Source organism: Jannaschia sp. R86511 (assembly GCF_042466345.1).
GTDB lineage: Bacteria > Actinomycetota > Actinomycetes > Actinomycetales > JBBAYJ01 > Aquipuribacter.
The window spans coordinates 38411-63035 of the sequence record NZ_JAXHCD010000001.1; the positions used below are offsets into that span (position 1 = coordinate 38411).

The window sequence follows — 24625 nt, forward strand, 5'->3', positions numbered from 1 at the left end:
TCTTGGGCGTCTTCCTGGTCGAGCTGTTCGGGCTGGTCGAAGTGGCGGGTGCCACATCGTCTCGCTGCAGCGCCCGATAGATCGACGTCCGGCTGACCCCGAGGACCCCACCGATCTGCTCCACCGTCAGCTCCCGCGCGTCATACATCCGCCGCGCCTGCCGGCGCTGCTCCTCCGACAGCTTGCTCGGCCGGCCCCCCACCCAACCACGAGCCCGCGACGCTGCCAGCCCCGCGACGGTGCGATCGCGGATGATCTCCCGCTCGAACTGGGCCAGGCTGCCGAACAGGTGGAACACCAGGCGCCCGCCCGCGGTGGTGGTGTCGATGTTCTCCCGCAGGGACCGGAACCCGACCTGCCGCTCGTCCAGGCCGTTCACCGTGTCGATCAGGTGCCGCAAGGAGCGGCCAAGGCGGTCCAGGCGCCACACCACCAGAGTGTCGCCCGGCCGCAGCCGATCCAGGACCTCGTCCAGCTGCGGGCGCCGCTCGAGCGTCCCCGAGGCATGATCGGTCCACACGCGGTAGCAGCCCGCCGCGGTCAGCTCATCGACCTACAGGTCGGCGTTCTGCTCGGTCGTCGATACCCTCGCGTACCCCAGCAGCTCACCCACCACCGCAACGTAACGAAACCGTCCCGGCGCCTCCCCTGCGACACGTTGATTTCGGACGGCAGTTCTGGGAACGGCCGACCTGGCCGTTTACCGCCGCTGGCCGCTAGCGGGGGCGTGTGCCGGAAACGAACGGTGGCGGGACACGAGACGCCGTTGTCGACAACCTCCAAGATCCCCAGCCGGCGTTCCCGCTTGACGCCCACGTCCCGGTGAGTAGCTCCGGGCGGGTCTGCCGGGACGGCTCTCCGAGGGCCGGCCTCGGTCGCACCGCCGACCAGCACGTTCCCGATGGCGGGTGGGCTATCGGGACAAGGTCGACACGGGACCACAGGTCAGGCGTATCCATGAGGGCACCAGTCCAAGTGAGGTCGCGCATCACCCCGGGCCGCGAGCCGCCGGGCTGCCGCCGTGCTCCATCAGACGCCAGATCGAAGTCCAACTGCAGGCCGACCCTGCCACTAGCACCACCAGCAGGTAGATGAACTCGTCGGTCGCCTTCACCACGACCGCGGCGCCCACGATGGTCGCTGCCCAGATCAGCGCATTGACGATCTGGAACCGCGCGGGGGACGCGGCCGTCAGGAAGGACGGGGTCGTTCGGGTGGTCGGCATACCTGCACACTGCCCCCTCCACAGGCCTTGTCGTGTGACAAAGGTCCTGGTCTGGGCCCCCGACCGGTCCAGACCAGGAGGCAGCGTCGGACGTACTACTAACGAGTTCGATGACCTGGTCGCCCGGCTGGCGCGCGAGCGGGGCGCGGCGGGGGGAGGCCGAGCCGCCGGCGACAGGGGAACCTCCCGGAGGGAGTGACAGCATGCACTCGAGGCGAGCTGCGCGTGTACCGGTCAGCCCCGTTCCACCGCCTCATGTTCGAGATCCTCCGACAGACCTGAGCTGGAAGGCACGTGATCCCCGTTCGGCCGCGCGCCGCCAGCTCTGCAGGGTCGCCGTCCACCCCGAGATGTCGGCGACCGGCGCCGCTCGCCCCAGGCACCTCCACCAACCCGAACTGGTTGTGCGTCGGTGCGGGGGGCCGAACGGCTGAGCCCGTTGCCGGCTCGTGGACAGTGCCATCAACGGGTCCGTCGCTTGCGCGTGGCGAGCCGGGCGGCGGGACGTGGCATCGATGGCTCGTGAGCGGTCAGGAAGTCGTCCAGGGCGGTCGGATCTCGTTCGCCGGCGTGCGCGAGGTAGATGCCGACGGCGTTGGTCACGACTGGTGCGGGGTCGGCGGCGAGGCGGGCCGCGACCGTGAACCCCCCTGCAAGGTCAGAGTCAGTGCCTCGGCGCACGAACCACAACGGGGCGGTGATCGCCGTGCGACGCCGGAGAGGGTCGGACGAGTCGGCGAGGTTGTGTAGAACGTCGTAGGGCCCTGTCGAGATGGCCGCGCCGACGACCCACGGAGCGGCGCGATCGACCATGTCCCAGGTGATGATGCGGTCGTGGTGGCGCAGGTAGGCCGCGAGCAGATCAGGGTTCCCCGGCGTACGTCGAGCCTGGAAGTCCAGGACGCAGTAGGCCGCCAGTCGGGCCTCGTAGCAGTCTTGTGCGACGAGTGCTTCGATCTCGGTGGGCGGGAGGTCGCGCGCCTGCTTGGCAATGGCGAACAGCGTGCCCATGCGCACCCCCAGCACTGGTACCTCGCCAGGGACCCGCGTGCGCGTCGACGCCGCGCCTTCAGGTGAGGCGTGCTCGCCCAATCGGGCCAGGACCGTGGCCGCGGTGAGGTCGGTCGTGGACCCATTCACTGGACTCCTCCTCGATGGCGCTTGTCGCGGATGGGCCGTCAGGTGTCCCCGGTCCGACCCGGCAGCTCCTGCAGGGTCCAGGTGTTGCCGTCGGGGTCGCTGAAGGAGGCGTACTTCACGCCTCCTCCGACGTCGACGACCGCGTCGACGTCCGCACCCCGGTCGATGAGCTCGGTGCGGATCTCCTCGATGTCGTCAACCACCAGGTGGAGGCCTTTGACGGTTCCGGGCGCCATGCCCTCGTAGGCAGGTAGGCCGGTCCCAATGCCGATCGAACAGCCCGAGCCCGGCGGCGTCAGTTGCACCACCCGCACCCCCGGCGCTGGTCGGACGTCATGGTCGGTGACGAAGCCGAGCACCCCCTCGTAAAAGCCCAGGGCCCGATCCACGTCGACCACGGGTACCGGCACGAGCTCAAGCCTCATGTCCATCTCGGTTCCTCTTCGTCTTCATACGTTTGAAGACGTGGCAGAGGACTCAAACTCATCGGTAGACCGCCCCTTCAGGAGTGGAGTCCAGCAGGGTGGTGTACGAGGCCAGCACGGTGACCGCGTCGTCGTAGACGAGGGCGCGGCCACCGCGTGATCCTTCGAGTGATCTCTCACAACCGACTCGAAGAGGAACCCCGCGATGACCGCTCCGTCGATTATTGACCCTGCCCGCTTCCTGCACGAGCACCTCCAGCAAGCCTCCCCGGACCTGCTCCGCGACATGCTCACCACCTTCGTCAACACCCTCCTCAGCGCCGACGCGGACGCGGTCTGCGGCGCCGAGTACGGCCAGCTCAGCGACGACCGGACCAACCGGCGCAACGGCTACCGGCACCGGGACTTCGACACCCGCGCCGGCACGATCGACGTCGCCATCCCCAAGCTGCGCGAGGGCTCCTACTTCCCGGACTGGCTGCTCGAGCGCCGACGGCGCGCGGAGCGGGCCCTGACCTCGGTGGTCGCGACCTGCTACCTCCTCGGCGTCTCGACGAGGCGGATGGAGAAGCTCGTGGAGACCCTCGGCATCACCCGGCTGTCCAAGTCGCAGGTCTCGGTGATGGCGGCTGAGCTGGACGAGCAGGTCGCCTCGTTCCGGAGCCGCCCGTTGGACGCCGGCCCTTACACGTTCGTCGCCGCCGACGCCCTGGTGATGAAGGTCCGCGAGGGCGGCCGGGTCGTCAACGTCCACGCCCTGCTCGCCACCGGCGTCAACGCCGACGGGCACCGGGAGATCCTCGGCCTGCAGGTCACCTCCGCCGAAGACGGCGCCGGCTGGCTGGCGTTCTTCCGGGACCTCGTCGCCCGCGGCCTCGCCGGCGTCCGCCTCGTCACCAGCGACGCCCACGCCGGCCTCGTCGCCGCGATCGGCGCGACCCTGCCCGGCGCGACCTGGCAACGCTGCCGCACCCACTACGCCGCGAACCTCATGGCCGCCACACCCAAGAGCTCGTGGGGCTGGGTCAAGGCCCTGCTGCACTCCGTCTACGACCAGCCCGACGCAGAGTCCGTCCACGCCCAGTTCGACCGGGTCCTGGACACCCTGCACGAGAAGCTGCCGCACGTCGCGGAGCACCTCGAGGGAGCCCGCGCCGACGTCCTCGCCTTCACCAGCTTCCCGAAGGAGATCTGGCGGCAGATCTGGTCGAACAACCCCGCCGAACGCCTCAACCGCGAGATCCGCCGCCGCACCGACGTCGTCGGCATCTTCCCCGACCGCAACAGCCTGATCCGTCTCGTCGGGGCCGTCCTGGCCGAGCAGCACGACGAGTGGACCGAGGGCCGCCGTTACCTCGGCCTGGACGTCCTGGCCCGCTCCCGCGTCACCCTCGTCGACGGCGCCGCTGACGCGTCCCCGCCGACCCCGGCCAAGGAGGTGGGCACCGAACTGACCGCACTCACCGCCTGACTCGAAGAAGGATCACGCAGCCCTGCTACACCACTCCCCGAGACTTGACCCCTTCAGGGCGGAGCCCGGGCGGGTGACGCGGCAGACCGGGACCACCAGCTGGCCATCGGTCACTGGCACGCTCAGCATGCCGATCGGTCACTGGCACGCTCCGCATGCCGATGGTCCACCGGAGACGGTCAGGTCTCAGACGTCGGACCCGAGCTTGCAGCGTGAGGTGACCACCGTTCTGCGTGCCATCCATAGCTGGGCAGCAGGTCCCTCAAAGGCACCACGTGGTCCGGTCCGAGGACGACGGCCGTGTCGAGGTTGCGCTGAGACATCGTGTGAAGGAACTCTCGGCACCGACCGCACGGCGGCAGGACGAACAGGTCGCCATGCTCGTCGCGCCATACCGCCACGATGGTGCGCACGATTGGCGGCCCGGCGCTGACCATCGCGCTGACGGCACTCTGCTCGGCACACAGCCCCAGGTGCCCACCGACGCAGGCACCTGTCCAGATCTTGCCTTCCTCATCCTGCAAGGCGCACGCGACGTCACCGACGAAGAAGCTGCCAAGGTCCTGTGAGTTGAGCGCTTCCGCCGCTATCGCGGACAGCCGTTCCGGCGACGCCGTTTCCATCCCCCTCACGGTAGCCGTGACCGCGCGGAGCCCACTCCGACCGACGTACGGCGGTCGCCCGGTCCGTCCCTAGCCCACCGACCGCAGCCCGCGACAACGATCGTGAAGGTGGCCGAAGGACGCTGCCGGCCGTCCCGCGAAGAATCGGCCCTCCGATTCACGAGGTGGCGATGAGCCGTCGCAGGGTGCGTCGAGCCATCCGGAAGAAAATCGGGTTGGTGTGCTCGTAGTAGTGCAGGCCACCGATCGCCATCTCGAAGGCCCAGCCCCGGCCACGCTGCCAAGCGGCCTCGTCCGGTCCCATCGCGTCCCTGAACTCGGTCCGCTGCGGCTCCTCGAAGATTACCCAGGCTGGCTGTAGGTCCGCGGCCGGGTCGCCGACCACCGGCTCGGCGACGTCGATCATGCCGCTGAGCCGGCCGTCGGTGACGAGGAAGTTTCCCGGTACCGCGTCCCCATTGATGCTCACCGGAGGCCCCTGGTGCGCTCGTGCTGCGAGGGCGTTCTCCCACACCCGCGTCGCCTCGACCCGGTCGATCAGGTGCGCGCTGCGTTGGATCGAGGTGCGGACCCACTCGGTGTCCGCCAACGGACGACCGCCCCTCCCAGTGCCGCTCCACGACGCGCCATCGGTCGGCAGCGACTGCTGCGCCCGAAGCACCCGGGCCAGGTCGACCGCCAGGGCGTCGACGTCGAACGCGGCGACCTCCTCGTCCAGGACGCGGTCGAGGGATCGACCGTCCAGCCAGGTCCACAGCGACCAGACCCCGTCGTAGCCGTCGAAGGGTCCTCCGACGCCGACGAGGCGCGGCACCTGGATCGGGAGCAGCCCGCTGAGGACTCGGGCGTAGCGGCCCTCCGCTTTCACGCCGGCGGCTGCTTCCGGGCCTGCGACGGGCACGAGCGGAACCCGGGCCAGCAGGGTGGGGCCGACGCGGAAGGGGGCGATGACGGTGCCCGCGGACGGGACCGCGACGACGTCAGCCACCGCCACATGAGGGAACTGCACGGCGACCGCCTCGGCCAGACCGGCGGCGGTGACCGTCACCTGCCCGTCATGCATCACACCCTCCGTTCCTCCAACCCCGCGAACGGGCCAGGTCTGAGTCCAGCGCTCTACCCTGCCTCCCGTGGGGGCGTCTGCACGACTGCATTCCGGTCGAATCGAGCTGGTGCTGCTGGGTGGACGCGCAGGGGTCGGAAAGACCTCCATCGCCTACGTAATGTCAGCGCTGCTGCGCGCGGCCGGGGTCGCCCACTGCCACATCGAGGGAGACGTCCTCGACGCCGTCTACCCCAAGCCGACGGACGACCCGTACGGGTCAGGCCTGACCGAGCGCAACCTGGGCCATCTGGCCGGGGAGTACCGCCGACTCGGCCACACGCGGTTCATCTACGTCAACACCGTGAGCGTGATCGAACCCGACCTCGTCTGCCGCGCCATCGGTGACGTCGGCCACCTCATTCCGGTCCTGCTCGAGGCGGACGACACCGCCGTCACAGACCGTCTCGCATCGCGTGAACGCGGCACCGAGCTCGCCCGGCACCTCACCCGCGGCCCACAGATGGCGACACTCCTGGCCGAGAAGGCGTCCCCGGACGTGCACCGCCTCGACGTCACGGACACCACCGTCGCGGATGCCGCCGCGCGCGTGCTCCACCTGACTGGCTGGCTGCAGCCGAGTCCCGCCCAGGCCTGACGGCATGCTGGCAACCGGTCGTGAATCGGCGATTGGCTATCGGGCGGTAGGCGGGCCTCAGGTCGGCGTGGACCGGTCAGTGCGAAGGCGGTGCGTCGCGGGCACTGAGCCACGCGGACAGCTCGCGCTTCGGCGTGACGGCGGGGTCGGGGCGCTCGGGCGGGAAGTAGCCGAGTCGCAGGGCCACCACAGAGGTCGACGAGCTCGCGGCCACCCAGGAGCCGATCGCCTCCGCCCATGCTTTCGTCGCGCCGTAGAGGTTCGCGGGCCTCGCCTGATCTGTGCTGCGTCGCTGCGTCCCCTCCGGCGCTGCGGCGACGGCCTGCAGGCTGCTGGCCAGCACCAGGCGTCGCACCCCGGTATCGACCGCGGCCTGCGCCACGGTGTAGGCGCCGATCACGTTGGCAGGCAGCAGTTCGTCCCAGGAGGACTCCGGGTCCGCCACGGCCGCCAGGTGCACGACCGCGTCAGCACCGGCGAATGCTTCTCGGCATGCCTCGAGGTCGGTGACGTCGAGGTGCTCCACGCCGTCGGCGGCTACCTTGTCCGTCTCTCGCAGCTGCCAGCGAGTGCGCAGCGGTGCGCTCACGTTGCGTCCGATGGAGCCCGCAGCGCCGGTGATGACGACCCGCCGTCGACTGTCAGACACGAGACCAGGCTAAGCGGACAGCGGTGATTACCCCGCTGACCATCGATGGAGTCGATCGTCCGCTGGGGCTGGCCCTCAGCGCTGCGAGCAGGATGGGCGAGTGGACGATGACCCGGGCGCCTTGCCACCGCCGTCGGTTCTGCTGGCGTGGGACGTGTCTGACCCGGTGCGGCTAAGCGGGGGTCAGGGGCTGACCTTCGCAGCCGGAGGACTCGTGCTCAAGCGGGCGGGCGACATGGCCCAGGCCGTCTGGATCGCTGAGGTGCTCGACACGGTGCGCGCGGACGACGGCCGGGTCATCCGACCGGTGAGGTCACGGTTGGGCACTTGGGTCGTCGACGGCTGGTCGGCGTGGCACTGGCTGGACGGTGAGCACTGGTCGGACGCTTGGGACGACGTCCTCGAGGTGTCCGCCCGCTTCCACCGGGCCGTTGCCGACGTCTCCTGGTCTCCAGCTCTCGCGGCCTCCCACCGGTGGGCGGTCGCCGATCGGGTCGCCTGGGGTGAAGCCGGTGGTGACCTCCCACAATCCGTCACGCCGTTACTTGCCCTCCGGCGCCCAGTCGACCTGCCCTGCCAGCTGGTCCACGGCGACCTCGGCGGCAACGTCCTCTTCTCCGACGGCCAACCGCCTGCCGTCATTGACGTCAGCCCGTACTGGCGCCCGGCCGGCTACGCCGACGCGATCGTCGTCGCCGACGCTGTCGCCTGGTTCGGCGCTGGCCACGACCTCGTCGAGCGCCTGCTGCGCGCGCAAGGGATACAGCTCCTGCTCAGGGCCGTCCTCTTCCGAGTGGCCACCGACCCCGAGTTCGCGCCTGCCTACGCAAGCCTCGGACCCCTCATCACTGCTTGAGCGATAGCGGTACAGACGCAGTCCCGGCAGCCGATCGCCGGCTGACGATCGGTATGCGAAGTCGCGGTGGCGAGCAAGACTGTTGCCATGAGCAGTAGGCGGCGGGGCGCCGGGGACGACGAAGTCTTGCGTGTCGACCTGGAGGGCTTTCCAACCACGTGGCCGGTACGGCAAGGCCGCTTCGCGCGGTGCCTCTGGATCGGGCTCGTGGTGCTCGGTCTTGTGCAGCTCGTCCGACAGGTCACCGGGGACATGGATGTCTTCTTGCTGGTGCTGACATCTGCTCAGGTGCTCCTAGGAACACTGATGCTGGTCGTGCTTCGGACCACGGGTGTGCGGCTGGAGGCGGCGGGCTACCGGGTCGGTGACGTTCTCTACAAAGGTCGCCTCTGGTCGTGGGCCCAGGTGCGTGAGATCCGTCCGGGCTCCACCCGCTGGGGTACCCAGGTCGAGATCCGAGGACGAACGGCCTCATCGAGGCCGGTTGCGTTGCACGGCATGAGTGACGAGCAGGCGACGGACCTGTGGCAGCGCCTGGCGGCCGCCAGAGCCGGGGCCGACAGCGCTCTGGCCCAGGAGCAAGAGCAGTGAGGGACGACATGCCGGCTGTTCGCTAGCCGATCGGCTGCCGGACAGCGCGCCGACCGGCGCTCGGCGCCGCATCTCGCCTCGATCTCCCACCGCGAGGGCCAGCGGTGTCATGGAGGGCGCGGCTGCCGGACGCCCACCTCAGGTGTCGCCTGTTCGTACGGCAGACCCTAGGGAGTATCTCAGTCGTGAATCATCGGTGGTCAAGGACGCTCCGTGGCCGCCGATACACAGGATGTCCGCATCGTGTCGTGGAAGGACTGCGTAGTGCCCCGGATGACCGGCAAGGTCTTCACCGACCTTGCCCTGTGGATGTTCGGGCTGGGCCTCATGGTCGGTCTGGCGTTCCCGCTGGTCCTGATCCTGTTCGGGGTCCCGGCCGCGTTGACGCTTCGACCACCGTTCGTGCTGGCCTGCGTGGTCGCGGGAGTGCTGCTGGCCCTGTTGAACCACGTCCTCGCCCGGCGTGTGGTCGGCCGTCGCCTGACCGGCCTGTCTCAGCAGATGCAGTACGTCAGCGGAGTCATCCAGGACGCTGCATGGACCGGTGAGTGGGGCCGTTGCACCCCGGAGGAGTGCAGCCTTCCCGTGGACTCCGATGACGAGCTCGGGACCGCCGCGGGCTCCTTCAACGAGCTGGTGTCCTCTCTGGCCATGTCTCGCCAGATCCAGCAGGCGAGCACCGACATGGCCCAGACCTTGTCCCGGCACCTGGAGCTGGAGGAGTTCGCACCCACGACCTTGAAGGCCGTGCTCGCCCACGTGGGGGCGGCGGCCGGGGTTCTCGCCGTGGTCCGCGACGGTCAGCTCGACGTCGTCGCCGCTCACCGCCTGACGGGGCTCTCGCTGGTGGCGGACGACGCCGTCCTGACCGCGATGGCCTCTGAGGACACCGTGGTTCTGGACATCGGAGCCGACGTCCAGATCTCGGCCACCGTGGTGGACTTCCGGCCTTCACGAGTTGTCCTCCAGCCTCTGCGGTTCCACCACTCCCCGGTCGGCGTGATCGTCCTGGCCTTCGACCTCACCCCGACCTCGGAGGCGACGCGGTTGCTGCGCTCGTTCGCCACGCCCGTCGCAGTCGCCCTCAACAACGTGCTCACGCACGAACGCTTCCAGCGTCTGGCTGCTGTTGACCCTCTGACTGGTGCCTACAACCGGCGCTTCGGCACCGAACGCCTCGCCGAGGAGTGGGCGCGCGCCGCACGAGGTGACAGTCACGTCGGGGTGCTCTCCCTCGACCTGGACCACTTCAAAGCGATCAACGACAGCTACGGACACCTCGCCGGTGACCGGGTGCTGCGCGAGACCGCTATCGCCGCCCGCGCCGTCCTGCGCGAGGGCGACGTCCTGATCAGGACCGGCGGCGAGGAGTTCCTGACTCTGCTGCCCGGTGCGAGCACCGACGACGTCCGCCGCATCGGGGAACGCATGCGGCAGTCCGTGGCCGACATCCGCATCCCGCACGCGGACACCTACCTCACCGTCACCGCCAGTCTCGGCGGCGCCTCCACCACCGACACCACCATCGACAGCTGCGACACGCTGATCGCCCGCTCCGACGACGCCCTCTACGTCTCCAAACGCTCAGGACGCGACCGACTCACCATCTCCACCACGGCCCTGGCAACGACACCCGGACCGCTCAAGTGACCACACGGGGGGCTGTTTCGCTAACGGTGTTTCCGGCGACGCTCGGGAAGACGCCCAGGAAGCCTGACGGCGGCGCTGGCGACAACGGAGAGAGGGCTCGCGCGCTGGCGGGCGGGGTCCGGGAGACCGACAGCGTCGCGCGTCTGGGTGGGGACGAGTTCGCTGTCCTCATCGCTCCTGCCTCACCGGCGTGCGCGGCGGCTATCGGCGAGCGGGTCCGGTTGGCGGTGGCGGTCGCGGGACGTGCGCATCAGGTCACGGGCAGCGTCGGCGTCAGCGTCGTCCGGGCCGGGGAAGACGTGCAGGCGCTGTTGGGGCGTACCGATTCCGCGATGTACCGGGCCAAGCAGGCCGGCGGCGACCGGTCCGAGATCGCCCACGGCGACCGCGTCGAGGAGCAGGCGGCAGGGCAGTGCGGTGGCATCGACGCCGGGTGGGCGGTCCGTTCCTGAACGATCGGGCGGCGCCAGCGACGACGACGGGCCAGGCGGCGGTGACGCGATCCGGGGCCGCCCGCTCGGCCCTATCTCCTGTAGAGGTTAGGCGGCGCCGTCGGTCAGCTCGGGCAGCTGCTGCCCGGTGGCGGGCGCGAGGGGAAGGCGGAACCAGACCACTTTGCCGGCCCCCGCCCGGTGCCAGCCCCACTCCTGGGACAACGCCGCCACCAGGTGCAGGCCCCGCCCGGCGGTGGTGGACCACACGTCGCCCGCGCGCGGCTGGCGCGTGGCGGGAAGGGCCCGAGCCGGCGTCGGGTGAGGAGTGGGGGCCGAGCGGGACCAGTCCTTCACGACCACCCACACCGAACCGTCTGCGACATCCACCGTCAGGATCATCTCCGTGCCCGCATGCAGCACAGCGTTGGTCACGACCTCGGTCACCAACAGCTCGGCGACGTCCGTGAGCTCTGCCACGTCCGTCACGTCCGTCGCGTCCGTCGCGTCCGTCGCGTCCGTCACATCTGTCAGGTCCGTCGGCTCCGGCAGCGGCGCTACTCCTGGCAGCCGCGCGGGGGCGGGGGGCCGTGCCCCGCCGTCAGGGGTGTCTGACCACGGCGGCGGTTCAGCTCGTCCTCGCGTGAACCGACCATCGACACGGGCATGGTCGTCGAGGGCGCGCACAGGCGCGCTGCGGGCGAGCAGCTGCTGACGCAACCAGGTGCGGGCCGTCCGGGGCGCCTGGGCCGTGCAGGTCAGGAACAGCCGGCGGTCACCGAGCAGCACGGTCCGCGGTGACGGAGGAGCCATCAGACGATGCTGCCACGACGTGACTGACCGTGTCGGGGAACTGACGGAATGCAGGCGGTTCAGGTGCGGGTGGTGAGGGTGGTGTCGAGGTGGCAGATCCGCAGTAGCACGCGTAATGCCGGGCAGGGGTCGTGCACGACGACAGTGCCCCTGTGGGGGGCGAGGCGGTCGCGGGCCTCGACCATGACACGCAGCCCGGTGCTGTCGCAGAACGTCAGATCGGCGAGGTCCAGGTCCAGGTGGAGGTACCCCTGCGCCAGCAGCTCCGTCAGCGTCTGCTCAAGGACGGGCGAGGACGCCATGTCGAGCTCACCGTCGACCTGAACCACCGCGCACGGGAACGCCACCGTCGGGCTGTGCCGAATTCTCAGCCCGGTCACCGACCCGGCGGTACGCAACGGACACGGTGACCCATCGGTGCTCATACAACCCTCCCCACTCTTGTGAGCAGAATGGACAGCCTGAGCAGTCTGGACAGCCTGTGCAGACTATGCAGACTGGTCGGACCATGAAGACTAGGCGGACTGTCCTGGTGGCCGACACTGTCCTCGAACGTCACCGGGGCCGCCACCTGGCTCGACCCGTAGCCCGTCACCTGGCTCACCCCGGGGCCCGTCGTGAATGGTTGGATCGAGGTCGACACGTGCTGCTGGTCATCTACGGGGACACCGGCACCGGAAAGACGACGCTGGCCATGGACGTGGCCAGCACGGTCGGGGCGTGCTGCGTCGAGCTGAACGCGCTCACCGACGCCATGACCCGTGCCGCCACACTCGACCCTTCGCTCGACCCGTCGCTCGACCCGTCGCTCGACCCGTCGCTCGACCCGTCGCTCGACCCGTCGCCCGACGAGTCGCCGACCATCCCGACGACTCCAAGGTCGGCGCGGGCCCCGCGACCGGCGGCCGTGCCGGTCGCCGTGCCGGTGGCGGCGGCACTGTGGATGGTCGAGGCGCAGCTCGTGATCGGGCACCGTGTCATCTTCACCTGTCCCTCGGCTGACATCGACGCCCAGCGACTGGTGCGCAGGTTCGGCCAGGAGCACGACATCCCGGTTCGTTGGGTCCAGACGGTGTGCTCGGACCCAGTGGAGCTTCGCCGCCGCCGGCTCACCGGCTACGCCTCGCCGGCCACGGCCGACCTACCCGAACCGGATGGCCCATGGGACCGGCCGCTGGAGTCCGTCGATGGCGGGGCGGCCCCCGCGCCGCGGGGGCGGCCCCGCCGCCACGCGCCCTTACGGGTGGACACGCTCCTACCGCGAGAGACGAACGCGGCCACGGTCGTGCAGTACCTCGATCCGCCCCCGGTAGTGGACCTCACCCGCCCGCTGTAGGTGTCCCAGCCGGACGGGTCTGCAGCTGTGGGGCGCCTGGCGCGGTGCGGGCCGTCCCTACCCGCCTGGCCACACCCTGGGGGGAGGGGGCCCGGGCGAGCGCTTCGTGCCCGCACCGCAGGTCCAATCCTCTCACCCTGGACGCTGGTGAGGGAGAGGTCGAGGTCACTGAGCGGCCAGGGGCCCTTGACGCCGGATCTCGTGTCGATCTCCCGCCGCGGGGGCTCGCGGTGTCGGTGAGGGGTCGATGGCTACCGGGACCCGCGGCGCCTGGCGAAGAACGGGGGCGTCGACACTGCCCACCGCTGCTGCAAGCACCACGAAGGGATGACTGACCGGGGCCATCTCGTCTTACCTCGAGCGGTAAGGCTGGGACCCGCTTTCTTCGGGCGGGGAGGGCCCTGTGCTGAGTGTGGCGACCGGGCGTCCGATAACCCTCAGCCGGCCGCACGAGGAGCCGCGACCTCCTCCACGAGGCCCTGCACCACCCTCAGGTAGGGCTCCGGGACGGCGAGCCGGCGGGGTGGGAGCGGCGAGAGGCTGGAAGACGACCGTCGTCGCCCACCGACCCCCGGTGCGTCGGGCGATCGGACATGTCTCAGCACCCGGCCGACCTCGGCAGCCAGCGCCGTCGAGAGCGACCGCAGGACCGAAACGGGCCAGGAGCGCTCGGACCACGGCCGGAACCTCCCGGGCCAGCTCCGTCTCGAGCATCAGGCCGGGGTCGACGGCGAAGACGTCTACGTGGGCTCCGCCGCCGTGCAGCCGCTGCTGCAGCGCGCGAGCCAGCAAGACGCTTCCTAGCTTCAACGTCGAGTAGCGCTGCGGACCTGACCGAAGGTGGTCGACTGAGTCGTCACGCTTCGCCTTGGCCCGGAGCCAGGGGTCGCTGTGCCAGTCGACGATGCGGGACGACTACCAGGGCAACGGCTCCCCGTCGCGGAAGAACCCGCCGGTGGGCCCGTCAGCCGGCAGGGTGGCGGCCCAGACGACACCGGGAGCGCTCTCCTGCACGGGCCGGGCGCCCATGTTCTCTGCTCCCGGGTAGGTGGCGGTCAGTCCGGGGCAGACGGCGTTGACCAGCACGGGCGTCTGGGCCAGCTCGGTGGCGAGGGTGCTGGTGAGCGCGTTGAGCGCGGCCTTGCTGATGCCGTACGTGGCTGCGGCCCCTCCTCTCGATCGCAGCCCGAACGCCGGGTCCTCGTGCGAACCGGCGCCGCTGCTGATGTTCACGACGCGGCCGGCGGCACTCTGCTGCAGTAGCGGCAGGAAAGCCTGGGTGACGCGCCAGGCGCCGTACAGGTTGGTTTCCATCACGTGATGGGCGGCGGCCAGGTCCGCGGTGCTGGCCATCTCGGTCCAGTCGACGTAGCCGGCGGCGTTGTTGATCAGGACGTCGAGGCGGCCGGTTTGCTCGTGCAGAGCCTTCACGGCGGAGGTGACGCTCGCGTCGTCGGTGATGTCGAGGTCCACGGGTAGGGCGGCCACCGGCTCACCCAGCTGGTCGGCGGTGGCCTTTGCCGCGGTTTGATCGCGCGCGCTGATAACGACCTGGTGTCCGGCGTCGCCGAGCTGGCGGGCGACCTCGGCGCCGAGGCCGTGGGCGGCGCCGGTGATCAGGATGGTGAGGGGCTGCGTGCTGGTCTGCTCGGTCATCGTGAGTCCTCTCGGGTTGGGCTGGTGGGTCAGCGGCAGTCAGCGGTGGCCGCGGAAGAAGGTGCGGATGTCGTCGACGACGAGGTCGGGGACCTCCCACTCCAGGAAGTGGCCGCCGCGGGGCAGGTCGGTCCAGGAGGTGACGTTGTAGGAGCGTTCGACCCACTCCCGGGGCGTCGGGAACATGTCGGCGCCGGACATGGCCATGCCGGTGGGGACCTCGACGCGGCCGTAGGCAGCGCGGCTGCTGTGGGCGGTCTCGTAGTACAGGCGCATGGAGGAGCCGATGGTCTGGGTCGCCCAATAGATCGTGAGGTTGGTTAGCAGGTCGTCTCGGGAGTAGACCGAGTCCAGATCCCCGCCGCAGTCGCTCCAGGTGCGGAACTTCTCCAGGATCCAGGAGGCGAGCCCCGCCGGCGAGTCGTTGAGGGCGTGAGCGAGGGTCTGCGGCTTGCTGGAGTGCTCCATCGCGTACGCCATCTCGGTCGCGTTCCACGCCTGAGCGCGCTGCACGAACTCCTCCTCAGCGGGCGCGAGGTCCTGCGGTACGTAGCCGAGGTACGGGTTCGTGCCAGACAGGTGCAGCCCGATCAGCCGGTCGGGGTGCTGCAGGCCGAGCTGCTGCAGCACCCCGGCGCCGAGGTCGCTGCCCCGGGCCGCGAACCTCGGGTAGCCGAGCTGCTCCATCACCTGCACGCAGACGTCTGCGATGCGGGCGACGTCCGTCCCGGGCTGGGTGGGGCGGTCGCTGAACCCGTAGCCGGGCAGGGACAGGGCGACCACGTCGAAGGCGTCGTGAGCCTGCCCGCCGTGCTCACCGGGACGGGCCAGCGGGCCCAGGACCGGGAGCATCTGCACCACTGAGCTGGGCCAGCCGTGCAGCAGCAGCAGCGGCAGCGGTTCCGCCGCTCCCTCCGCTCGAGGTGCCCGCTCGTGGACGGCGTGGACCCCGTGACCGTCCACGTCGACGCGGACGTGGGAGAAGCCGGCGAGGCGTTCCTCCTGCTCGGCCCAGCTGAAGTCCTCCAGCCAGGACCGGACGAAGGACCGCAGCACCGCGCTGCTCGTCCCCTGGTCCCAGCCCACGCCGTGGAGCTCGTCGGGCCAGCGGGTCCCGCGCAGTCGGTCGCGCAGGTCCTCCAGGACGTCAGGGGCGATGGTGGGGGTGAAGGGGGTGACGGACATCGGGGGCTCCGATCAGGAAGGGGTCGAGGACAGCGGACGTACGACTTCTGAAGGGGGTCATGGGCTCGCGCTCGTCGGGGCACGGGACGACGCGGCCTCCGCGCAGCCGGGGAGGCCGCCCGCCGCGTGCGCCGGGACGATGAGCGGAGCCGCCACGGCGGGCGTGCTGGGGTGGCGGTGGGGGAGGGCGCTGGCTGCGGCCAGCGCCAGTGCGGCCGCTCCCGCCATGCCCAGGAACGCGAGTCGCGTCCCTCCCGCCTCGTCGCCGCCGGCGGCTGCCAGCGCTGCCAGCGCGGCCAGGCCCACCGCCGCTCCGGCCTGCGTGGACGTGGACAGCAGGGCCGCGGCTGCACCCTGCTGACGGCCGGGGACCCCGGCGGTGGCTGCGATCGCGCCGACGGCGAACGCCGGCCCCATCCCGGCGGCGACCAGCACCATCCCGGGCAGGACGTCCAGCAGGTAGCCGCCGTCCCCGGGGAGGCGGGCCAGCCACAGGCACCCCAGGACCATGACGGCCATCCCGCCCTGCAGCAGCCGCCGAGTGCCCAGGCGGCCTGTGAGACGTGCCGCGGTGACCGCCGTGACGGCGCTGACGGCGGTGATGGGCAGGAACGCCAGGCCGGTCATGAGCGGCCCGAGCCCCAACCGGCTCTGGAGGTGCACGGCGAGGAAGAAGTTGGTCCCCAGCACGACGGCGCTCATCGCCGCGGTCGCGACGTTGGCAGCAGCGACGGACCTGCGGCGCACCAAGGAGGCGGGCACCAGGGGGTGCGCCGCGCGCCGGTCCAGCAGCACGAAGGCCAGTGCGGCGGCGATCGTGGCGGCGACCAGCGCCACGACGGGGCCCACGCGGGCGCCCGCCTCCGCGGCGCCGAGGGCCACGACGAGGAGGACGACAGCCCCGGCGGCGGCCAGCCCGGCCGCGGCCGGCAGCTCCGGGCGGTCCCGCTCGGCCGGGCCCGTGGGCAGCAGGCGTCGAGCGGCGACGACGACCACCGCGATGATCGGGACGTTCACGAGGAAGACGCTCCGCCAGCCAACGGTGGCCGCCAGCGCCCCACCCACCACGAGGCCGGCGGCTCCACCCGCCGCCGCCACGGACGCCCACGTCCCCAGCGCCCGGTCCCGGGAAGGCCCCTCGGGGAACGTCGTCGTCAGCAGGGACAGCGCCGCCGGGGACGCCAAGGCCGCGCCGAGCCCCTGGACGGCGCGCCCCAGGACCACGGCGGGCACCGACCACGCCACCCCGCACAGCACCGACGCCAAGAGGAACAGGACCAGTCCCACCAGGAAGACGCGACGTCGGTGGCCGCGGTCCGCCAGCCGGCCGCCGATCAGCAGCGCCCCGCCGAACGTGGCCGCGTACACCGACGCCACCAGCTGCAGGTCCTCGGGCGCTGCCCGCAGGTCCCGCGCCAACGGCACCAGCGCCACGTTCACCACCGCCACGTCCAAGATCAGCACGAACTGCGCCGCGCAGAGCACGGCGAGCACGGCCCCGCCGGCCGGGGCCCGCCCTGTCGGCACCTCACGTTCCCCTCGTCGTCCTGCGCGTAGTCGTGCCAACCTGACGTCGCCCGCGACGCCCCCGCGGTCAGCGGGCAGCCGGGTGGGTGCCTCAGCCACCGAGGGCCTCGATCATGAGGGTGGCGGCGGCCCGGCCGGCGTACTGCTGCTGGCCGGTGATGAGGTTCCCGTCGCGCACCGCGTGCGGCTTGAACATGGAGTCCACGATGAAATTGGTGTTCGGCAGCGCCTTCGCCCGGTCCTCGATGCGGAACGGCTGGATCGCCTGGCCCACGAACCCGTCGGCGTAGTCCTCCTCGGAGTTCGCAAACCCCGTCCAGGTCAGCCCGTCGACGAGGAGGCTGCCGTCGCTTTTCGTCGCCGTCAGCAGCAGGCACGTGGCGTGGCAGATGACCGCGGTGACCTTGCCGGCCTCGTAGAAGCTGCGGAGCAGGTCGTGCACGGCCTGGTGGTCCATGAAGGTGTACATGGGTCCCTGACCGCCGACGAACAGCACCGCGTCGAAGTCCGCCACCGCGAGGTCTGCGACGGCGGTGGTCTTCTCCAGCAGCTCAGCGGTCGCCGGGCTTTTCTTGAACCCCAGGCTGATGAGGTCGTCGGCGGAGTAGCCGGACTCGTCCTCGGGGTCGCTGAACCCGTCCCCGACGACCCGGCCGCCCTCCGGGCTCGCGATCGTCACCTCGTAGCCATGCTCGGTGAGCTCCCAGTACGGGTGGGTCAGCTCCCCCCACCAGAACCCGATGGGCCAGCCGGTCTGCTCCGACACCCCCGCGTTCGACGCGACGATGACGACCTTCTTCGACGCGCCCAGGACGTCGTGCGCCATGGCCATGACAGCTGCTCCTCACGGTGGGACGCCGCCCGCGCCCGGTGCGCCCGGCGGCTCGTCCAACGATGCAAGCACCGGGACGCGAGAAGATCCAGGACCGGCTCCCTCATGATCGTGAGGCAGGGCCTACCGTCACCCCATGGAACTCCGCCAGCTCCGGTACTTCGTCGCCGTCGCGGAGGAGCTGCACTTCGGGCGGGCCGCCGCGCGGCTCCTCGTCGCCCGCCCGTCGCTGTCCCAGCAGATCCAGGTCCTCGAACGCGACCTGAAGGTCCGCCTCTTCGACCGGAGCTCCAGGCACGTCGCCCTCACCCCCGCCGGCGAGGTCCTGCTCGAGCACGCCCGGCGCAGCCTCGCCGCCGAGACCACCCTGCTCGCCGCCATGGCCGACGCCCGCGACGGCGACGGCGGGGTCCTGCGGCTGGGCATCCTCGCCGGCGGCGCCGACCACCGCATACCCGCGATCATGAGCGCGTTCTGGGCCCGCTGCCCCGGCGTCCGGGTCATCGTCCGCAATCTAGACACCACTGAGCTGGTCGAGCCGCTCGTGCAGGGCGAGGTAGACGCAGCGATCGTCTGGGGACCGCTCACCGACGAACGGCTCATCCTGACGCCGTTGTTCGATGAGCCACGGATGATCCTCGTGTCGGAGCGCAACGAGCTGGCGGCCGCCGCCTCGCTCGCAGTGAGCGACCTCCTGGACCTGGCGCACGGCCCGGTCGTGCCCGGCGAGCCGCCGGACTGGGAGGGCTACTGGAACCTGCTGGAGGAACGCAACGGCGAGCAACCCCGCCGTGGGGGGATGGACCACTTGAGCGGCAACTTGGCAGACCAGCTCTACTACTTGGCTCACAACGACTGCGCACTCACCACGCCGGCCAACTGGACGACCACTCTCCCAGCCGCGACGTACGGACTCGTCTACGTGCCGGTCCCCGACCTGTCACCCGCCGTCTGCTCCGTCGCGCTGCGCCGCCACTACCCAGGCCGAATGGCCGTTGCCTTCCGGGACACCGCTGTCACCGCTGTCACCGCTGTCACCGCTGTCACCGCTGTCACCGCCGAGCCAGCGAGACAGCCCGACGCGCCAACCGGGGCGACCCCGACAGCCCAGCAGCGCGCCTGAAGCACCCCCGGTATGGACCGGTGGTGGCATCCACTGCCTCCAGGTGCCGGTGAACGATCTCCTTGCGAGACGGAGGGGTGACCTCCTCGGTGCCGCCGACGGCGCCTGGGCGACGACGGCGTCGCAGCCGGGCGGGTTCGCCTTCGCGGTTGTCCAGCGCTTGGAGGCTGGGCGTCGGCAGCGGGTGTGCGGTGCTGCCTGTCTTCGGGGCCCCTCAGGTCGTCCCTTGGAGGTGTCAGACCTTTGCCACGACGCGGAAGCAGTCGCCCTCCCGGACGAAGCAGAAGTGGTCGACGAAGACCTCGGAGAAGATTCGGATGCGGACGGCGACGGTGGCGCACGCGTCAGACAGCCACTGCACCCTGCCCGCCGACGGCCCGACCGCCGGCTTCTTCCGCGACCGTCGACCCATCTGTTGGTAGCCACCGGGCGGTCTCCTGGCCAAGCAGTGGTGGCACCCCCAGGAGGACTCAGCCTTCAGGCGCCTCGTCCCGTCCTGGCCGTCCCGTAGGAGGATCGCCAGCCGACGCATGGGTCACGGGCGCGCTTCCGCAATCAGGTCGCGGCATGACACAACGCGCCGTGCGGGTTGAGCCCTCTTCAGGGTGAGGGGGTGCACGGTGCAGCCTCACGATCGAACCGGGGGCTGTGGATGTCAGACGAGGACGAGTTCCGGGTGCTGGTGCGCCAGGAGTCCTCTCGTTTGCTGAGGTTGGCCTACGGCGTCTGCGGGCGGTTGCCGTCCGCTGAGGACGCGCTCCAGACCGCGCTGGAGCGGGCTTACGCCTCCTGGCACCTGGTCCGGGCCGCGGACGACCGACCCGCCTACTTGCGTCGCATGGTCATCAGGGAGGCCGTCAAGGAGGCCCGGCGCGGCGCCCGGTACAGCACGCTGGAGGACGCGACGCCCCCGGAGGGCGCGACCCCGATAGTGCCGTCGGAGGAGCGACTCGACCTCGCCGACGCGTTAAAGGCCCTGACGCCGAAGCAGCGGGCGGTCGTGGTGCTGCGCTACCTGGACGACCAGTCCGTCGCGGAGGTGGCCCGGATCTTGCGGGTGAGCGAGGGCACCGTGAAACGCCAGTGCTACGACGCGGTCCGCACGCTCCGACCGCTGCTCCGCCCCACGTCACCCGCGGATGCCCCTGAGGGTGTCGCCGATGGTTTCGCCGAGAGCATCACCAGGAGACGAGATGCGTGACACCGACCAGGCCGCTCACTCCGAGCACGCGGTCGTCCAGCTGCTACAGCGGGCCGACGCCGGGAACACCTACACCTGGGCCCCGGACGTCGAACGAGCCGTGTCCCGGGGCACCGCACGCCGGCGTCGGGTCCGCGCCATCGTCGGCACTACCGGGGCAGCGATGGCCGTGGCGAGCCTCGTTGCGGTTACCGCGGTGGTCAGCGACGGGCTGGGCAACGACGCGGCTGTGATCGCCGCTGACATCGAGGACGTGCCCCTGACGATCTCAGCGCTGGACGCGAGCGTCCCCGTCGAGGAGTTCGACGCGAGCATCCTCGAGGTCCTGCCTGACGATGACCTGCGGGGGGTGGTGGTCTACGACGACCCGGACTACCCCTCCTACCGGGTCTGGCTCCTCAGCACCCCAGACGGCGACGTGTGCGTGGCCGGGGAGTCCTCTGACACCGGCGCCGGTGGTGGCGGGGAGTGCCTACCTCGGGAGCAGATGCTGACCGACGGCGTGGTGTCCGTCAGCGTCTGGCCCGACCGGACGTTCAACATGACCGCCGTCCTGCCGGACGGCTACACCACCGCACGGGTCGACGGCCGGACCTTCGACGTCGTGGACAACGTCGCGGTGGTCCTCACCGACAAGCCCCCAGCCGGCGAGCTGGAGGTCACCGGGCCCGGTGTGCCAACCGTGCGGTGGCCCGTTACCGACTTCTGGGGACCCACTCCCGGCTGGGGCCTCTGACCGATAGCCGTCCCTCCATCGGCGCGACCTCGCCCCGCGCCGTGTTCAAGGCCTCGAAGGCGGCCGCGGCGCGCCGCCAGCTTCCATCCCGGCCGCCATCGACTGTCGGAACGACCTCACGGCTTGCGGAACAGGTACTCCGCGAAGATGCCGTCGGAGCTGTACTCGGCGGTCTCGACGTGGAAGCCGGCCCGCTGCGCCAGGGCTTCGAAGACCCACGTGAAGGTCGAGTGCTCGTCCCGGACGTGCTCCTCGTAGTCGGCGCGGCTCCAGCCGTCCCCACCGTCGGGGCCGCCCGTGGCGCACCAGGCCTCGAGGCGGTCCTCGGCCTCGTGCGGCTCGAAGGAGTAGACGACGTCCCAGACCCGCAGGAGTCCCCCCGGTCGCAGCGTCCGGTGGATGCGGGCCAGGGCCACGCCCTTCCAGAAGTCGGGCAGGTGGTGCAGGGCGTACCGGCTGTAGACGATGTCGGCGGGTGCGCCTTCGTGCTCGTAGTCCAGGAAGCCCGCCTGCACGACGTCGACGTTGTCGACCCGCTCGCGGGCGAGCTTGGCCCGCAGCTCGGCAATCATGACCGGGGACACGTCGGCGGCGATCACCCGGTCGAAGACGTGCGCCGCCGCGACCGCGAACTGCCCCGTGCCCGTCCCCAGCTCGACGACGACGGACTCCCGGCTCAGGCCCCACTGCTGCAGCAGGGCCACCTCACGGTCCGGGGAGGCGTCCTCGATGGCGTCGTACCGGGCGACGTGCTGGGCGTCGAGGTTCTCGCGACCGGCGCTGGCGACCTGGTCCAGACGCCAGCCAGGCGGGCGGAAGGTGTCGGTCCCGCTCATGCCGAGACGCTAGCGCGCACGTCGTTGCCCGGACGATGGCTGACCGGTCAGGCCCGAGCCCGGTAGGGGAGCCGCCAGGCCGGGGGTTCGTCACCGCCGAGGGAAGTCCAGTACTCGCGAGCCCGGAGCACGCGGCCGGAGCGGACGGTCCAGAAGGACGCGACCCGGAAGATACCGACACCCTCCAGAGGGACCTCGACCTCACTGACAGCCGTATCACCGTCCGCGATCACCCGCAGCAGATGGATGGACCAGCCATCGCTGTACTCGGCGTTGATCGCCACTACGTTCGCCCTGCCGTGGAAGACCTCACCGGTGACCGGGTACTCGAGCACGACGTCGTCGTGCAGCAGCTCGCCGAACGCCGTCCAGTCGCGACGAGCGACGCGCTCCCACAACTGCGTGGCGACCTCACCGGGCTCCATGACCGGCCAGTGAACCAGCCCCCGGGCGTCGCCGGATGCCGATGGGCCGCCGGCGCAGATCGCCTCGGTAGAGGCGGCGATATGTCACACCGCCCGGGCGGCGATGGCGGCGTGGGGACCCCGCTCGCCCTCCCGCCCCCGTTGCAAGCGTTCGACCTCCGCGAAACCGGTGGCGGTCAGCCATGCCGCCACCGCGTCGACGGGCCAGCGGTACGCCGTCGTGACCTTGTGCTCGAACGACTCGATGGCTGGGCCCTCGAAGAAGCCCACGACCAATGTTCCCCCAGGCGCCAGGAGCCGTCGGATTTCAGTGAAGACGCCGTGCGCCTGTTCTGGGTCGAGGTGGATGATCGAGTACCAAGTCAGGACTCCGGCCACCGAGCCGTCCGGGCGCCCTATGTCCGTCATGGACCCCACCTCGAAGCGGGCGGCAGGGTGAGCTTTGCGCGCGTGCGCGACGAACTCGGGCACCAGGTCGATGCCTGTGACATCGGCGCCCGCCGAGCTCAGGAAGCCCGTCAAGTGCCCGGGCCCACATCCGAGGTCCAGTACTGGGCCGCTCGCCCGCCCAAGGTGGACCCGTCCTCGATTAGGCGCTGGTCATCGGGATGCACAACGTTCATGGAGCCCAGCTGGTCGATGTAGGGCTGCGCCAGTGAGGAGTACGCATGCTGGACCGCGCCCTGGGAGCTCATGAGGCGCGACCCTACGCAAGCGGCGGGCACTACTGACCCGGCGTCGCTGGCGGTGCAGCGTCGTGTCCCATAGCCCTTGAGCCGTGCGGTTGGACGACCCACCAGTCAGTCCGTGGTGGGGACCGTGTCACCCGCCTGGCCTCGACGCGTCCCGGGAGCCAGTGGAGAGCCCACTGTCCCGGCGGGCGCCTAGGTTCGCGGGCGTGGGGGGCAGCTTCGGTGACGGCGAGGGGGTCGACCCGTCCCGTATCCCAGCCCGGTACTAGGCGTGGTTGAGCGGCTTGGCGGTCTCCTTGACCGGTGTGCAGGTCTTGAACTTCGCCATGGCATGGGTGGCAGCGGGAACCAGCGGACTGCTTGCGGGACTCGTCCTGACCGCCGGCAACCTGCCCCAGGCGCTGTTGCTGCTGACCGGTGGCGCAGTTGCCGACCGGGTGGGGCTGTGGCGCGTCGTCCTGCTCGGCTACGGCGGGATGGTCGCCCTGCTGTGCGCCTTCGCGATCACCGCCGCCGTCCTGGGAAGCCCGGCCTGGCTACTCCTGGGCGCGGCGGCCGTCATCGGGGCAGTGGAGGCGCTCTGGGGACCGGCTTCGGCCGCCGTCCCTCTGGCGCTGGTCCCCCGTGCCGCGCTGCCCCGGGCCCTGTCGGCCCGGCAGGTGGTACAGCAGTCCAGCGGGTTCGTGGGCCCGGCGCTCGGAGGCGTCGTCGTCGCCCTGGGTGGGCTGGTCCTGGCCGCGTCGCTCAATGCGGTGACCTTCGCCCTGGTCTTCGTTCTGGTCCTGCTGCTCCGACCGGCCGGGGCCATGCCCAACACGCCGGGCACAGCCAGTCTGTGGCAGCAGTCACTCGACGGTGTCCGGGTCGTCGCCCGTGACCCGCTCCTGCGCGCCGCGCTCCTACTGCTCTTCTTCGCCGCCGGCATCCTGCTTCCGGTCGTCGGCCTGCTCATCCCCGTGCTCGCGCGGCAACAGGGCTGGCCCGCGTCCACCACGGGCTGGGCCCTGGGCGGCTTCGGGCTCGGTTATGCCGCCGTCGCCCTGACGGTGTCCCTGCGAGGTCTTCCACGGCGGCCGGGGGTGGTGGCCGTGCTCGGGATCGGGCTGGCCGGAGCCGCCGTCAGCGCGCTCAGCGTGGCCCCCGTCCTGGCCGCGCCCGCCGCCACGGTCGTGATCGGCGTAGGAGCCGGCGGCTTCGCCAGCAGCGTCGGCCCTCTAGTGCTCGGCTCGGCGCCACCCGAGTACGCCGCGCGAGTGCAGGCGCTGGCCGCCCTGACCCAAGTGCTACCGGTCCTGGTGACCAATGGCGCGCTCGGCTACACCGCTGACGTGGTGGGAGCAAGGTGGGTCATCGGCTTTTGCGGTCTCGCAACGGCTGCCGTGGCGCTCGTTGCGCTGAAGTCGACCGCGCTTAGGACGGCCGGCGACGGGGGCCCGTAACCCCGTCCCGGACTCACGACCCAAGTCTCAAAAACGAACGGTGGCGGGACACGAGACGGCGTT

General features: G+C 70.8%; 26 protein-coding genes and 2 pseudogenes. 11 read left to right on the forward strand and 17 right to left on the reverse strand.

Annotation, left to right across the window (positions count from 1 at the left end; all coding sequences use genetic code 11):
* Positions 1 to 64: 64 nt before the first annotated feature.
* From SJY06_RS00185 to SJY06_RS00200, 4 genes and pseudogenes are all read right to left on the reverse strand, one after another.
* Positions 65 to 604 (reverse strand): annotated as a pseudogene (locus tag SJY06_RS00185) (recombinase family protein); the annotation flags it as partial.
* A 384-nt stretch (positions 605 to 988) separates the two neighbouring features.
* Positions 989 to 1225, reverse strand: a complete 237-nt coding sequence (locus SJY06_RS00190; RefSeq protein WP_380163414.1) for a hypothetical protein — start codon at positions 1223 to 1225, stop codon at positions 989 to 991.
* Between the two features lie 462 nt (positions 1226 to 1687).
* Positions 1688 to 2365: a DNA alkylation repair protein gene (locus SJY06_RS00195; RefSeq protein ID WP_380163416.1), complete on the reverse strand. Its 678-nt coding sequence runs from the start codon at positions 2363 to 2365 to the stop codon at positions 1688 to 1690.
* Positions 2366 to 2403: 38 nt separating this feature from the next.
* On the reverse strand, positions 2404 to 2775 hold the full coding sequence (locus tag SJY06_RS00200; protein ID WP_380163418.1) for a VOC family protein: 372 nt from the start codon (positions 2773 to 2775) through the stop codon (positions 2404 to 2406).
* 220 nt (positions 2776 to 2995) lie between these two features.
* On the opposite strand from SJY06_RS00200, the gene SJY06_RS00205 reads away from it, so the two are divergent.
* Positions 2996 to 4261 carry an IS256 family transposase gene (locus SJY06_RS00205; RefSeq protein WP_380163420.1) on the forward strand — a complete coding sequence of 422 codons (1266 nt, stop codon included), beginning with the start codon at positions 2996 to 2998 and terminating at the stop codon, positions 4259 to 4261.
* 179 nt (positions 4262 to 4440) lie between these two features.
* Here SJY06_RS00205 and SJY06_RS00210 read toward each other — a convergent pair whose 3' ends face one another.
* Positions 4441 to 4884, reverse strand: coding sequence for a cytidine deaminase family protein (locus tag SJY06_RS00210; RefSeq protein WP_380163422.1), 444 nt, complete (start codon positions 4882 to 4884; stop codon positions 4441 to 4443).
* Between the two features lie 157 nt (positions 4885 to 5041).
* On the reverse strand, positions 5042 to 5932 hold the full coding sequence (locus SJY06_RS00215) for a phosphotransferase (RefSeq protein ID WP_380163424.1): 891 nt from the start codon (positions 5930 to 5932) through the stop codon (positions 5042 to 5044).
* 82 nt (positions 5933 to 6014) lie between these two features.
* Here SJY06_RS00215 and SJY06_RS00220 point away from each other — a divergent pair, with 82 nt between their 5' ends.
* Positions 6015 to 6584 (forward strand): hypothetical protein, encoded by a 570-nt coding sequence (locus tag SJY06_RS00220; protein WP_380163426.1) that lies wholly within the window; start codon positions 6015 to 6017, stop codon positions 6582 to 6584.
* A gap of 76 nt (positions 6585 to 6660) precedes the next feature.
* Here the strand turns inward: SJY06_RS00220 and SJY06_RS00225 are convergent, their stop codons facing one another.
* Complete coding sequence (locus SJY06_RS00225; RefSeq protein ID WP_380163428.1) at positions 6661 to 7233, reverse strand: NAD-dependent epimerase/dehydratase family protein; 573 nt, start codon at positions 7231 to 7233, stop codon at positions 6661 to 6663.
* A 100-nt stretch (positions 7234 to 7333) separates the two neighbouring features.
* On the opposite strand from SJY06_RS00225, the gene SJY06_RS00230 reads away from it, so the two are divergent.
* The 4 genes from SJY06_RS00230 to SJY06_RS00245 all read left to right on the forward strand — a co-directional run bounded on the left by SJY06_RS00230 (position 7334) and on the right by SJY06_RS00245 (position 10782).
* The gene (locus tag SJY06_RS00230) at positions 7334 to 8089 is read left to right on the forward strand and encodes a TIGR02569 family protein (RefSeq protein WP_380163430.1); all 756 of its coding nucleotides are present in this window, start codon (positions 7334 to 7336) and stop codon (positions 8087 to 8089) included.
* Positions 8090 to 8155: 66 nt separating this feature from the next.
* Positions 8156 to 8680: a hypothetical protein gene (locus SJY06_RS00235; RefSeq protein WP_380163432.1), complete on the forward strand. Its 525-nt coding sequence runs from the start codon at positions 8156 to 8158 to the stop codon at positions 8678 to 8680.
* A 243-nt stretch (positions 8681 to 8923) separates the two neighbouring features.
* Positions 8924 to 10330, forward strand: a complete 1407-nt coding sequence (locus SJY06_RS00240; RefSeq protein WP_380163434.1) for a diguanylate cyclase — start codon at positions 8924 to 8926, stop codon at positions 10328 to 10330.
* Positions 10331 to 10356: 26 nt separating this feature from the next.
* A complete protein-coding gene (locus tag SJY06_RS00245; protein ID WP_380163436.1) occupies positions 10357 to 10782 on the forward strand; it encodes a diguanylate cyclase domain-containing protein in 426 nt (141 codons plus the stop codon).
* An 87-nt stretch (positions 10783 to 10869) separates the two neighbouring features.
* Here SJY06_RS00245 and SJY06_RS00250 read toward each other — a convergent pair whose 3' ends face one another.
* Together SJY06_RS00250 and SJY06_RS00255 are read right to left on the reverse strand one after the other, a co-directional pair.
* Positions 10870 to 11286, reverse strand: coding sequence for an ATP-binding protein (locus tag SJY06_RS00250; RefSeq protein ID WP_380163438.1), 417 nt, complete (start codon positions 11284 to 11286; stop codon positions 10870 to 10872).
* Positions 11287 to 11633: 347 nt separating this feature from the next.
* Positions 11634 to 11954 (reverse strand): STAS domain-containing protein, encoded by a 321-nt coding sequence (locus SJY06_RS00255; protein ID WP_380163440.1) that lies wholly within the window; start codon positions 11952 to 11954, stop codon positions 11634 to 11636.
* 263 nt (positions 11955 to 12217) lie between these two features.
* On the opposite strand from SJY06_RS00255, the gene SJY06_RS00260 reads away from it, so the two are divergent.
* Positions 12218 to 12910 carry a hypothetical protein gene (locus SJY06_RS00260; RefSeq protein ID WP_380163442.1) on the forward strand — a complete coding sequence of 231 codons (693 nt, stop codon included), beginning with the start codon at positions 12218 to 12220 and terminating at the stop codon, positions 12908 to 12910.
* A 915-nt stretch (positions 12911 to 13825) separates the two neighbouring features.
* Here SJY06_RS00260 and SJY06_RS00265 read toward each other — a convergent pair.
* The 4 genes from SJY06_RS00265 to SJY06_RS00280 all read right to left on the reverse strand — a co-directional run bounded on the left by SJY06_RS00265 (position 13826) and on the right by SJY06_RS00280 (position 18110).
* Complete coding sequence (locus tag SJY06_RS00265; protein WP_380163444.1) at positions 13826 to 14566, reverse strand: SDR family NAD(P)-dependent oxidoreductase; 741 nt, start codon at positions 14564 to 14566, stop codon at positions 13826 to 13828.
* A gap of 39 nt (positions 14567 to 14605) precedes the next feature.
* On the reverse strand, positions 14606 to 15751 hold the full coding sequence (locus SJY06_RS00270) for an epoxide hydrolase family protein (protein WP_380163446.1): 1146 nt from the start codon (positions 15749 to 15751) through the stop codon (positions 14606 to 14608).
* Positions 15752 to 15808: 57 nt separating this feature from the next.
* The gene (locus tag SJY06_RS00275) at positions 15809 to 17278 is read right to left on the reverse strand and encodes an MFS transporter (RefSeq protein ID WP_380163448.1); all 1470 of its coding nucleotides are present in this window, start codon (positions 17276 to 17278) and stop codon (positions 15809 to 15811) included.
* A gap of 91 nt (positions 17279 to 17369) precedes the next feature.
* Positions 17370 to 18110: a type 1 glutamine amidotransferase domain-containing protein gene (locus SJY06_RS00280; RefSeq protein WP_380163450.1), complete on the reverse strand. Its 741-nt coding sequence runs from the start codon at positions 18108 to 18110 to the stop codon at positions 17370 to 17372.
* Positions 18111 to 18246: 136 nt separating this feature from the next.
* Between SJY06_RS00280 and SJY06_RS00285 the strand changes: the two genes are divergently transcribed.
* Entirely contained in the window at positions 18247 to 19233 is a 987-nt protein-coding gene (locus SJY06_RS00285) for a LysR substrate-binding domain-containing protein (protein ID WP_380163452.1), read from the forward strand.
* A gap of 235 nt (positions 19234 to 19468) precedes the next feature.
* On the opposite strand, the gene SJY06_RS00290 is transcribed toward SJY06_RS00285, so the two are convergent.
* A complete protein-coding gene (locus SJY06_RS00290; protein WP_380163454.1) occupies positions 19469 to 19594 on the reverse strand; it encodes a hypothetical protein in 126 nt (41 codons plus the stop codon).
* A gap of 291 nt (positions 19595 to 19885) precedes the next feature.
* On the opposite strand from SJY06_RS00290, the gene SJY06_RS00295 reads away from it, so the two are divergent.
* Both SJY06_RS00295 and SJY06_RS00300 read left to right on the forward strand, forming a co-directional pair.
* Positions 19886 to 20434: a sigma-70 family RNA polymerase sigma factor gene (locus tag SJY06_RS00295; RefSeq protein ID WP_380163456.1), complete on the forward strand. Its 549-nt coding sequence runs from the start codon at positions 19886 to 19888 to the stop codon at positions 20432 to 20434.
* A complete protein-coding gene (locus SJY06_RS00300; protein WP_380163458.1) occupies positions 20427 to 21170 on the forward strand; it encodes a hypothetical protein in 744 nt (247 codons plus the stop codon). The genes SJY06_RS00295 and SJY06_RS00300 overlap by 8 nt, the downstream gene beginning before the upstream one ends.
* A gap of 116 nt (positions 21171 to 21286) precedes the next feature.
* Here the strand turns inward: SJY06_RS00300 and SJY06_RS00305 are convergent, their stop codons facing one another.
* The 3 genes and pseudogenes from SJY06_RS00305 to SJY06_RS00315 all read right to left on the reverse strand — a co-directional run.
* Positions 21287 to 22006, reverse strand: coding sequence for a class I SAM-dependent methyltransferase (locus SJY06_RS00305; RefSeq protein WP_380163460.1), 720 nt, complete (start codon positions 22004 to 22006; stop codon positions 21287 to 21289).
* Positions 22007 to 22053: 47 nt separating this feature from the next.
* Complete coding sequence (locus SJY06_RS00310) at positions 22054 to 22431, reverse strand: nuclear transport factor 2 family protein (protein ID WP_380163462.1); 378 nt, start codon at positions 22429 to 22431, stop codon at positions 22054 to 22056.
* Positions 22432 to 22515: 84 nt separating this feature from the next.
* Positions 22516 to 22986: pseudogene (locus tag SJY06_RS00315) on the reverse strand (methyltransferase domain-containing protein); the annotation flags it as partial.
* A gap of 421 nt (positions 22987 to 23407) precedes the next feature.
* Here SJY06_RS00315 and SJY06_RS00320 point away from each other — a divergent pair.
* On the forward strand, positions 23408 to 24562 hold the full coding sequence (locus tag SJY06_RS00320) for an MFS transporter (RefSeq protein WP_380169656.1): 1155 nt from the start codon (positions 23408 to 23410) through the stop codon (positions 24560 to 24562).
* Positions 24563 to 24625 lie beyond the last annotated feature (63 nt).

Coding starts and splice junctions, on each gene's coding strand:
- SJY06_RS00190 (WP_380163414.1), bottom strand. CDS start 1,225: ATGCCGACCACCCGAACGACCCCGTCCTTCCTGACGGCCGCGTCCCCC.
- SJY06_RS00205 (WP_380163420.1), top strand. CDS start 2,996: ATGACCGCTCCGTCGATTATTGACCCTGCCCGCTTCCTGCACGAGCAC.
- SJY06_RS00210 (WP_380163422.1), bottom strand. CDS start 4,884: ATGGAAACGGCGTCGCCGGAACGGCTGTCCGCGATAGCGGCGGAAGCG.
- SJY06_RS00265 (WP_380163444.1), bottom strand. CDS start 14,566: ATGACCGAGCAGACCAGCACGCAGCCCCTCACCATCCTGATCACCGGC.
- SJY06_RS00270 (WP_380163446.1), bottom strand. CDS start 15,751: ATGTCCGTCACCCCCTTCACCCCCACCATCGCCCCTGACGTCCTGGAG.
- SJY06_RS00280 (WP_380163450.1), bottom strand. CDS start 18,110: ATGGCCATGGCGCACGACGTCCTGGGCGCGTCGAAGAAGGTCGTCATC.
- SJY06_RS00285 (WP_380163452.1), top strand. CDS start 18,247: ATGGAACTCCGCCAGCTCCGGTACTTCGTCGCCGTCGCGGAGGAGCTG.
- SJY06_RS00295 (WP_380163456.1), top strand. CDS start 19,886: ATGTCAGACGAGGACGAGTTCCGGGTGCTGGTGCGCCAGGAGTCCTCT.
- SJY06_RS00300 (WP_380163458.1), top strand. CDS start 20,427: ATGCGTGACACCGACCAGGCCGCTCACTCCGAGCACGCGGTCGTCCAG.
- SJY06_RS00305 (WP_380163460.1), bottom strand. CDS start 22,006: ATGAGCGGGACCGACACCTTCCGCCCGCCTGGCTGGCGTCTGGACCAG.
- SJY06_RS00310 (WP_380163462.1), bottom strand. CDS start 22,431: ATGGAGCCCGGTGAGGTCGCCACGCAGTTGTGGGAGCGCGTCGCTCGT.